The 9640-nt window shown below is 75.9% G+C and carries 7 protein-coding genes; 3 read left to right on the top strand and 4 right to left on the bottom strand.

Going from position 1 to position 9640, the window contains the following annotated elements; genetic code table 11:
- Nucleotides 1–550 precede the first annotated feature (550 nt).
- Nucleotides 551–1552 (top strand): NAD-dependent epimerase/dehydratase family protein, encoded by a 1002-nt coding sequence (locus AB0H28_RS26415; RefSeq protein WP_358045501.1) that lies wholly within the window; start codon nucleotides 551–553, stop codon nucleotides 1550–1552.
- Between the two features lie 71 nt (nucleotides 1553–1623).
- Here AB0H28_RS26415 and AB0H28_RS26410 read toward each other — a convergent pair whose 3' ends face one another.
- Complete coding sequence (locus tag AB0H28_RS26410) at nucleotides 1624–2598, bottom strand: nitroreductase (RefSeq protein ID WP_358045498.1); 975 nt, start codon at nucleotides 2596–2598, stop codon at nucleotides 1624–1626.
- Nucleotides 2599–2782: 184 nt separating this feature from the next.
- Here AB0H28_RS26410 and AB0H28_RS26405 point away from each other — a divergent pair, with 184 nt between their 5' ends.
- A complete protein-coding gene (locus AB0H28_RS26405) occupies nucleotides 2783–3421 on the top strand; it encodes a response regulator transcription factor (protein ID WP_358045495.1) in 639 nt (212 codons plus the stop codon).
- A gap of 12 nt (nucleotides 3422–3433) precedes the next feature.
- On the opposite strand, the gene AB0H28_RS26400 is transcribed toward AB0H28_RS26405, so the two are convergent.
- Both AB0H28_RS26400 and AB0H28_RS26395 read right to left on the bottom strand, forming a co-directional pair.
- Nucleotides 3434–5101, bottom strand: coding sequence for a GAF domain-containing sensor histidine kinase (locus AB0H28_RS26400; protein WP_358045524.1), 1668 nt, complete (start codon nucleotides 5099–5101; stop codon nucleotides 3434–3436).
- A 92-nt stretch (nucleotides 5102–5193) separates the two neighbouring features.
- Complete coding sequence (locus AB0H28_RS26395) at nucleotides 5194–6276, bottom strand: nitroreductase (RefSeq protein ID WP_358045492.1); 1083 nt, start codon at nucleotides 6274–6276, stop codon at nucleotides 5194–5196.
- Nucleotides 6277–6374: 98 nt separating this feature from the next.
- Here AB0H28_RS26395 and AB0H28_RS26390 point away from each other — a divergent pair, with 98 nt between their 5' ends.
- Nucleotides 6375–8714, top strand: a complete 2340-nt coding sequence (locus tag AB0H28_RS26390) for a heavy metal translocating P-type ATPase (RefSeq protein ID WP_358045489.1) — start codon at nucleotides 6375–6377, stop codon at nucleotides 8712–8714.
- Nucleotides 8715–8758: 44 nt separating this feature from the next.
- Here the strand turns inward: AB0H28_RS26390 and AB0H28_RS26385 are convergent, their stop codons facing one another.
- Nucleotides 8759–9616 (bottom strand): universal stress protein, encoded by an 858-nt coding sequence (locus AB0H28_RS26385; RefSeq protein WP_358045486.1) that lies wholly within the window; start codon nucleotides 9614–9616, stop codon nucleotides 8759–8761.
- Between the last annotated feature and the right edge of the window lie 24 nt (nucleotides 9617–9640).

The following is a 9640-nucleotide window of genomic DNA, read 5'->3' as shown; positions in this document are numbered from 1 at the left end:
ACCACCGCCGAACCGGACATCCCACCCCGCCCCGGACCATCCAGCACGACACCACCGCCCGCCCGCACCTACGCAGACCGCCACTCAACCCTGAACCGCCACGGGTGCCCCACGCCCCGCACCCACCACGTTCCACCCCGTCGCCCGCCGACCGCTCGAGTGGAGCGCTATGGGTGTCTCGGGGCCGCCCAGACACCCACCACGTTCCGCCCACCGCCCGCCGACCGCGCGAGTGGAGCGCCATGGGTGTCTCGGGGCCGCCCAGACACTCACGGCCCGCCGACCCCTGTGCGTGGGTTGCCGTGGGTGCCCCAAGCCCTCGCAGACGCTCACCGCGTTGCACCGGGTCCGCTTCGGGGACGCGGGACAGCCCAGCACGGGTCTCGGCCCGGTGACTCGAACGCCGCGGATCTGCCAGCTCCTGCGGAAACGGGGTGAAACGGGCATATCCCAGGCCGGCGGCAAGATCAACGGGGCTTCTGCCGGGGGCAGATCCGCTGACCGTGAACAAGGGGTCCGTGCACGGGTCGGCGGGGGCAGGGTGGGGTGCATGCGACTGTTGATGCTGGGTGGGACGGGGTTCGTCGGCGGGGCGGTGGTGGCGGAGGCGGTACGCCGGGGCTGGGCGGTGACCGTCTTCAACCGGGGGGTGAGCGGGGAGGCGCCGCCCGGCGTACACCGGTTGCGGGGTGACCGGGACGCGCCCGGCGGGTTGGCCGCGCTGGCCGGCGGCGAGTGGGACCTGGTGGTGGACACCTGGGACGGGGCGCCCCGGGCGGTGCGGGACGCGGCGCGGGCGGTGGCCGACGCGGCGCCGCACTACGTCTACGTCTCCAGCGGCTCGGTCTACGCCCCACCGGTCGGCCTGGGCACCGGGGAGGAGGCGCGCACGGTCGCGGCGGAGCCGGACGCGGGCGACGGCGACTACGCGCGCAACAAGGCCGGTGGGGAGCGGGCCGCCGTGGCGGTGTTCGGGGACCGGGCGTTGCTGGTCCGGGCCGGGCTGATCCTCGGGCCGGGGGAAGACATCGGACGGCTGCCCTGGTGGCTGCGCCGGGCCGCCCGGGGCGGCGAGGTGCTGGCGCCCGGCCCGCCGGACCTCCCGGTGCAGTACGTCGACGTCCGCGACCTGGCGAGCTGGCTGTTGGACCGGGGCGCGGAGGGTGCCGGCGGGGCGTACAACGTGGTCGGTCGCAGCGGGCACACGACGATGGGCGGACTGCTCGAGGCGGTGGTGGCGGTGACCGGGTCTGCGGCGGCGCTGCGCTGGGTGGAGCCGGAGCCGATCCTGGCCGCCGGGGTGGAGCCGTGGAACGACCTGCCGATCTGGATCCCGCGCGGGCACGAGTACCGCTGGTTGCAGGAGCGGGACGTCGAGCGGGCGTACGCGGCGGGGCTGGCCTGCCGGCCGATCACCGAGACGGTGGCGGACACCTGGCGGTGGCTGCGCGAGGTGGGCCGGGTGCCGGCGCGGGCGGGGCGGCCGGCGCGCGTGCCGGTGGGGCTCGCGCCGGAGCGGGAGGCGGCGCTGCTGGCCGCGCTGCCGGCCTGACCGCCGGGCGGCGGCCGATCCCACGGCACACCGTGCCGGCCGCCCCGCGCCGATGCCGGCCGGCGGACGGGTCAGGCCGGTACGACCGGCAGGTCGAGCACCTCGTCGACCGGGCGGCGCGGGGTGGCACGCCCCGGTTGCCCGTACCCGATCCGCATCACCATCTGCGGGGTGCCGAAACGGCCCAGCGACAGCCGGAGCGCCTCCCGCGCCGCCGGCACCTCGATCGGCTGGGAGAGCATCGACACGCCGAGTCCGGCGTCGGTGGCGGTGAGCAGCACCCGTTGCAGCGCCTGCCCGGCGACGACCTGGTCGGTGCCGGTGTTGCCGGGGGTGCCGAGCACGGCGACCAGCGGCTCCGGTTCGAAGTCCCGGCCGGGGGCGCGGTTGCGCCCGCCGAAGCCGCGTTGCGGCAGCAGGTCCTGCGGCTCGCTCTGCGGCCCGCCGGCGGAGGCGGGCACCCCGTCCGGTGCGGGCTCGGAGCGGATCCACTCGAACCGCTCGGCCACGTACGCGGGGTCGCGTTCCAGGACGCGGTGGGCGCTGCGGGCGACCTCCGCGAGCGCGTTGACGGCGCTGGTGCCGATGACCAGTTCCAGCCAGCACTGCTCGGCCCGGGCCGCCTCGCCGAGCCGCCAGCGGGCCTCGGCCGGCACCGGGTCCGGCCAGAACGGTGCCCGGTTGCTGAACCGGTGGACGATCGCCCCGTACAGGCTCTGCTCGGTCGGGGTGGGCCGGCGTGGCACGTCGGGCGTGAGCCGGGCCACCACGTCCGGGTCGGCCGGGTAGGGGCGCAGCCGTACCGTGGCCGGGGTGCCCGCCACGGCGAGCGCCAGCCGCAGGTTGAACAGCGCCGCCCCGCAGGCGATCCGCGCGCCCCAGCCGGTCGGGTCGGTGGCCGGCAGCCCGCGCAGCGGGTCGACGCCGACCTCGATGCCGCCGTCGCGCAGCCGGAACCGCCACGGTTGGCTGTTGTGCAGCGACGGCGCGCGTACCGCGTCGGCGACCGCGGCCCGCAGCTGCGAGACGGTGTATCCGCTCGTCATGGTCGTGCTCCCTCCGTGCGTCGCCGGCTCCCCGTCGGTCCACCCCCACGGTGCGTCACCGGGCCGGGGCGCGTTCAGGGCCGGAGGTCCCCACCTGGGCGGGACCGTTCGTCCCGTGCCGGCGCGCGAGGGACGGGACCTTCGACCCGTGCGGAGGCACCGGCACGGCGGGTAGAAAGGACGGATGATCCGGGTATTCCTGCTCGACGACCACGAGGTCGTCCGTCGTGGCCTGGCCGACCTGCTGACCAGCAGCGGCGACATCGAGGTGGTCGGCGAGTCCGGCCTGGCCCAGGAGGCGACACGGCGGATTCCCGCGCTCCGCCCCGACGTGGCGATCCTCGACGCCCGGCTGCCCGACGGCAACGGCATCGACGTCTGCCGGGACGTCCGTGCCGTCGACTCGTCGATCAAGGGGCTGATCCTCACCTCGTACGAGGACGACGAGGCGTTGTTCGCGGCCATCATGGCCGGCGCGGCTGGCTACGTGCTCAAGCAGATCCGCGGCACCGACCTGGTGGACGCGGTGCGCCGGGTGGCGGCCGGGCAGTCGCTGCTCGACCCGGCGATCACCACCCGGGTGCTGGAGCGCATCCGCAGCGGCGTGGAGCAGCCGCGGGAGCTGAAGTCCCTCACCGAGCAGGAGCGGCGGATCCTGGAGTACGTCGCGGAGGGGCTCACCAACCGCGAGATCGCCGGCAAGATGTTCCTGGCGGAGAAGACGGTGAAGAACTACGTCTCCAGCGTGCTGGCGAAGCTCGGTCTGGAACGGCGGACCCAGGCCGCGGTGCTGGCCACCCGACTGCTCGGCAAGGCCCACTGACCTCCGGGCGGCTCAGTCGAGCGGGGCGCTCCAGCGCAGCTCGGTGCCGTGCGGCTCGACCCGGCGCAGGGTGAACCCGCCGCCGAGTCGTTCGGCGCGCTCACGCAGGTTGACCAGGCCGCTGCGGGCCGCCTCCGGGTCGCAGCCGACCCCGTCGTCGGTGACCGTCACGTCGACGCGGCCGGCGTCCACCGCCACCCGCACCGCCACCCGGTCGGCGTGCGCGTGGCGTACCGCGTTGGAGAGCGCCTCGCGCAGCACGGCGACCAGTTCGGGACGCAGCTCGTCGCCGACGGCGCTGTCGATCGGGCCGACCAGCTCCAGGTCGGGACGGTGGCCCAGCGACTCGGCCGCCACCTCGATCGCTTCCCGGATCTCGGTGCGCAGCGCGGCGCTCATCGGCGTGCGCAGCTCGAAGATGGTGCGGCGGATGTCGCGGATGGTGGCGTCCAGGTCGTCGACCGCCTGGTTGATGCGCTTGGCCGTCTCGGGCCGGGCGTTCATCGCCCCGCTCTGCAGTTGCAGGCCGGTGGCGAAGAGCCGTTGGATCACCACGTCGTGCAGGTCGCGGGCGATCCGCTCGCGGTCCTCCAGGACGACCAGCAGCTCCCGTTCCTCCTGCCCGCGGGCCCGTTCCATGGCCAGCGCGGCCTGCCCGGCGAAGCTGGCGAGCAGCGCGAGATCGTCGTCGGCGGCGGGGCCGTGGTCGGGGCGGTGCGCGATCACGAGCACGCCGTGCAGCGTGTCGGCGGCGGCGAGCGGGGAGACCACCGCCGGCCCGGCGACCACCGGGCGCGGCCAGGGCGCCGCCGTGGCGAGGTCGTCGACCTGTTCGTGTCGGCGGTCGGTGGCCGAGCCGGCGAAGCTGGTCTCGGCGGCCGGCAGGACCGCGCCGACCAGTTCCCGGGCGATCGGGTCGGCGCCGTCGACCACCTCGACGGTGAACTGTGCCTCGTCCTCGTCGTAGAGCAGGACCAGCGCCAGCTCCGCCTCGGCGACCTCGCGGGCGCGGCGGGCCACCAGGGACAGCGCGTCGGTGCGGCGCACCTCGCCCAGCAGCACCGAGGTGATCTCCGCGGCGGCGGCGAGCCAGCGTTCGCGGCGGTGCGCCAGCGCGTAGAGGCGGGCGTTCTCGATCGCCACGCCGGCGGCGGCGGCGAGCGCGGTCACGATCTCCTCGTCGTCGTCGGTGAACTCGGCGGCGCCCTGCTTCTCGGCCAGGTAGAGGTTGCCCCACACGTGGTCGCGGATGCGCACCGGCACGCCGAGGAAGCTGTGCATCGGCGGGTGGTTGGGCGGGAAGCCGTACGACCGGGGGTGCCGGGTGATGTCGGGCATGCGCAGCGGTTTCGGCTCGTCGATGAGCAGGCCGAGCACGCCACGCCCGTGCGGCAGCTCACCGATGCGCGCGTGCTGCTCGGCGTCGATGCCGTGGACGATGAAGTCGTGCAGCATCCGGTCGGGGCCGATCACGCCGAGCGCGCCGTAGCGGGCGCCGGCCAGCTCGCACGCCGACTGCACGATCCGCTGCAAGGTGCTGCGCAGGTCGAGGTCGGAGCCGATGCCGACCACGGCGTCGAGCAGCGCGCGCAGCCGTTCCCGGCTGGTGACCACCTCGCCGACCCGGTCGAGCATCTCCTGGAGCAGCTCGTCGAGGCGGACCCGGGACAGCGGGGGCAGCCCGAGCGACGGGGCGACGTGTTCGTGGCGGGGGTTCGGTGCGGCGACCACCGGGCGATGTTATCGCCCGGTGGCGCACCGCGACGAGACCGTCAGGCCAGGTGGTCGCGGATCGCGGAGGTGTCGACGGTCTGCGCGGCGTCCAGCCGCGGGGTGTGCGGCGGGCCGGCGTGCTCCGGGTCGGCCACGCCGAGCCGCATGCTCAGGTAGGGGTGGCCGAGGCCGGCCAGCATCTGCCGCAGCACCTCGCGGGTGCCGTCGACCTCCACCACGCCGGACAGCGGCACCACTGACACCCCGTGCCGGGTGGCTTCGAGCCAGGCGGCGGAGAGCGCCTCGCCGGCACGCAGCCAGCTCGGCGGCTCGTCCTCGGCGCCCCAGAGGATGGCGTAGACGGCGGCCTTGTCGTGGCCGGGGCCGATCGGCAGCGAGCCGGGGTGGCCGAAGTCACGGCCCGGCACGGTGGTCTGTGCCGGCTGGTCGGGCAGCACCTCGGGCGGCAGGCCGGTGCCGGTGCCGGCCCGGTTGATCCAGTAGGCCAGTTCCTCGCGCAGATCCGGGCTGTCCGCCTCGACGGCGGCGGCCTGCTGCGCGGCGCCGGCCAGCTCGATCTTCTGCATGTCGTCGAGCAGTTGCAGGTTCACCCCCGCACCGGTGGCGGCCCGGTCGATGGCGCCGAGCGCGGCGTCGGGGATCTGCTCGTCGCTGACCGGCCGCCGGTCGGTGTGCCGCACCTGCATGCACTGCACGAGGCGCATGGCGTCCGGGTCGGCGCCGGTGTGGCGCAGCCCGGTGATCCGGGCCATCAGGTCGGGCTGGTGCGGGTCGGGCAGGCGTTCCACCTGCGGGGCCCAGCCCTCGGCGGCCAGCGCCACCCGGGCGTGGTGCAGCGCGGCGCCGCAGCTCACCACCAGCAGTCGGCCTTCCGGGTCCATGGCGCTGAGGTGCCGTTCCCTGACGACCCGCAGTTCCAGCGCGTCGGGGAGGACGGTCCAGTGCCACGGCTGGGTGTTGTGCACCGACGGGGCGTGGCCGGCCGTGCCGGCGGCCTCCGCGAGCGCGGTGGTCAGCGGGCGATCGGTAGCCGGCTTCTCGTGGCTCATCGTCACGACCTTTCCTGTCTTTCCCCATCGTGCCCCACCCCCGGGACGGCCGGGTGGGCGTTGCCGCTCCATCCTCGGGCATGTCCGGGGCGGACGCACGGGTCCTTCGGCCTCCCGGATTACCCGCGTTCGCCCTACCTGTGCCGCTTCGACACTGAGACGATCCGCACGTGGAAACCGAACCGCGCGAATGCGTACCCGAACGGCCGGTCCGGGCCCGGCGGGCGGTGACCGCCGAGTGGGCCCCACTGGCGCTGCTCACGCTGGCCGTGCTGGGCGGCGCCGCGCTGTGGTTCGCCGGGGCGCGGGGCGTGGCCGGGCTGATCTGGGCCGCGGTCACCGTGGTGGCCCTGGCGCCGGCCACCTGGGCGGTGCTGCGCCAGCTGTGGCGCCGGCAGTTCGGGGTGGACGTGATCGCCGTGCTGGCCCTGCTCGGCGCCCTGCTGGTGCGGGAGTACCTGGCCGGCGCCGTGATCGCGGTGATGGTCGCCACCGGGCGGGCGTTGGAGGAGTTCGCCCGCCGCCGGGCCACCCGCGACCTGCGGGCGCTGCTGGAACGTGCGCCCCGGCAGGCCCGGCGGCGCAGGCCGGACGGCGGGATCGAGCTGGTCCCGGTGGACCGGGTGGCGGCCGGTGACCGGCTGGTGGTCGGCCCCGGCGACGTGGTGCCGGTGGACGGCACGGTCGAGGAGCCGGCCACGCTCGACGAGTCGGTGGTGACCGGTGAGTCCCGCCTGGTCGGCCGCGCCGCCGGGGAGCAGGTGGCCAGCGGCGTGGTCAACGCCGGCACCGGGTTCGGGTTGCGGGCCAACCGGAACGCGGCGGACAGCACGTACGCGGGCATCGTGCGGCTGGCCGCCGACGCCACCGCGCGCAAGGCGCCGATGGTGCGGCTCGCCGACCGGTACGCCGCCGCGTTCGTGCCGTTCACCCTGCTGCTCGCCGGCCTGGCGTGGCTGCTGTCCGGCGAGTTCGTGCGGGCGGTGGCGGTGCTGGTGGTGGCCACCCCGTGCCCGTTGCTGCTGGCCACCCCGATCGCCGTGGTGTCCGGGCTGTCCCGGGTGGCCCGCCGGGGCGTGCTGGTGCGCGACGGCGGGTCGCTGGAGCAGCTGGGCCGGGCCCGGACCCTGCTGCTGGACAAGACCGGCACGCTCACCGCCGGGCGGCCCCGCGCCGCGGAGACCGTGGTGGCGCCCGGCGGCGACCGGGACGAGGTGCTGCGGCTGGCCGCCTCCGTCGAGCAGCTCTCGCCGCACGTGCTGGCCGCCGCGCTGGTCCGGCAGGCCCGCGAGCGCGGGTTGCCGCTCGCCGAGCCGACCGGGGTGACCGAGGAGCCGGGGCGCGGGGTGACCGGGCGGGTGGACGGCCGCCTGGTGCGGGTCGGACAGCTCGACGGCGAGCCGCCGCCGTGGGCGGACCGGGCGCGCGAGCGGGCCGAGCTGTCCGGCCGCTCCACGGTCTGGGTCAGCGACGAGCACGGGCCGCTCGGCGCGATCCTGCTGGAGGACCCGGTCCGCCCGGACGCCCGGCGGACCGTGCGCCGGCTGCGCGAGGCCGGACTGGCCCGGCTGGTCATGGTGACCGGCGACCGGCCGCGCACGGCCCGGCAGGTGGCGCAGGTGGTGGGCGTGGACGACGTGATCGCGCGCTGCTCGCCGGGGGAGAAGGCCGATCGGGTACGCGCGGAGTCGGCGCGGGCGGTGACCGTGATGGTCGGCGACGGGGTCAACGACGCCCCGGCGCTGGCCGAGGCGCACGTGGGGGTGGCGATGGGCGCGACCGGGGCGACCGCCTCCGCCGACGTCGCCGACGCGGTGCTGACCGTGGACCGGCTGGACCGGCTCGCCGACGCCGTCGAGATCGCCCGGTACGCCCGCCGCATCGCGGTGCAGAGCGCCACGGTGGGCATGGGGCTGGCGGTGCTAGCGATGCTGGTGGCCGCCGCCGGTCGGCTGCCGCCGGTGGCCGGCGCGTTCCTCCAGGAGGGCATCGACGTGCTGGTGATCCTCAACGCGTTGCGCGCCCTCGGTGGTGGCCTGCGGCGACGCGAGGTCCCCCCGCACACCCGGGAGCTGCTGGATCGCTACGAACGCGAGCACGGCGGCGTACGCGACGTGCTGGCCCGGCTGCGGGACACCGCGGATCTGGTGGCGACCCGCCCGGACGACCCGGCGTGCGGGCCGGCGCTGCGCGACGTGCACCGCCGCCTGGTCGACGAGGTGCTGCCGCACGAGCAGGCCGAGGACCGGCAGCTCTACCCGGCCCTGGCCGGCCCGCTCGGCAGCGACGAGGCGACCTCGACGATGAGCCGGGCGCACGTGGAGATCGTCCGGCTGGTGGAGCGGATCGGCGGGCACCTGGCGGCCGTGGACGGCCGGGTGCCCGCCGAGGAGGTGCCCGACCTGCTGGCCGCGCTCTACGGACTGGACGCGGTGCTGCGCCTGCACCTGGCCCAGGAGGAGGAGGACTACTTCTCGCTCAACCCCGTCGACGGGCCCGTGGGGCGTTAGAAGGGGCCCCCTCTATACCGAATGCGTTAAGAGGGGGCCCTTCCTTACTCCCGGACGACGGCGACGGGGCAGTGGGCGTGCTGGATGAGCTGCTGGCTGACCGAGCCGAGCAGCATCCCGCGCAGCCCACCCCGGCCCCGGCTGCCCACCACCACGAGCTGCGCCGACCGGCTCGCCTCCACCAGCAGCGACGCCGCGCTGCCGGGGACCGCCGAGATCTCGACCGGAACGTCGGGGAAGGTCTCTCGCCACGGGGCCAGCTCCGCCTCGACGGCGGTCCGCTGCTTCGCGGCGACGTCCTCCGGGTCGAAGTCCGCGGGCGACCCGCCCGGCGGCGACCACACCCGCAGCACCCGCAGCGGCACGTCCCGCTGGGCGGCGCGCTCCATGGCGAAGCCGAGCGCCCGCAGGGCCGAGTCGGAGCCGTCCGAACCGACCACCACCGGCCCGGACGTGGCGGCCTGCCCGTCGCGGACCACCACCACCGGGCAGTGGGCGTGCGCGGTGACGGAGACCGCGGTGGAGCCGGCGAGCAGCCCACCGAAGCCGCCGTGCCCGCGGCTGCCCAGCACCAGCATGCCCGCCTCGGCGGAACGTTCCTGCAACACCAGCGCGGGCGGCCCGTCGAACACCTCGCCGCGCACGGTGACGCCGGGCCGCTCGGCGGCGGCGTCCGCCGCCGCCTTGCCCACCAGCTCCTCGACCTGGCGCCGGGCGGTCTCGTCCGGCCAGATCCCCGGGGCCACGCCGGGGCCGACCCAGCCGGCCACGGTCAACCACTCGAAGACGTACGCCAGCCGCACCGGCCGGCCGGAACGGCCCGCTTCGTCCAGCGCCCAGTCCAGGGCCACCGACGCGTCGGTCGAGCCGTCGTAGCCGACCAGGATCTCCTCGCCACTCATGCGCCGTGCCTGCCTTTCGTTCGC

Origin of the sequence: Micromonospora sp. NPDC050980 (assembly GCF_040653835.1) — a bacterium.
In the GTDB taxonomy this organism is placed as follows: Bacteria; Actinomycetota; Actinomycetes; order Mycobacteriales; family Micromonosporaceae; genus Micromonospora.
The sequence above is the reverse complement of the archived record's forward strand: the minus strand, read 5'-3'. Positions and strand labels throughout refer to the sequence as shown.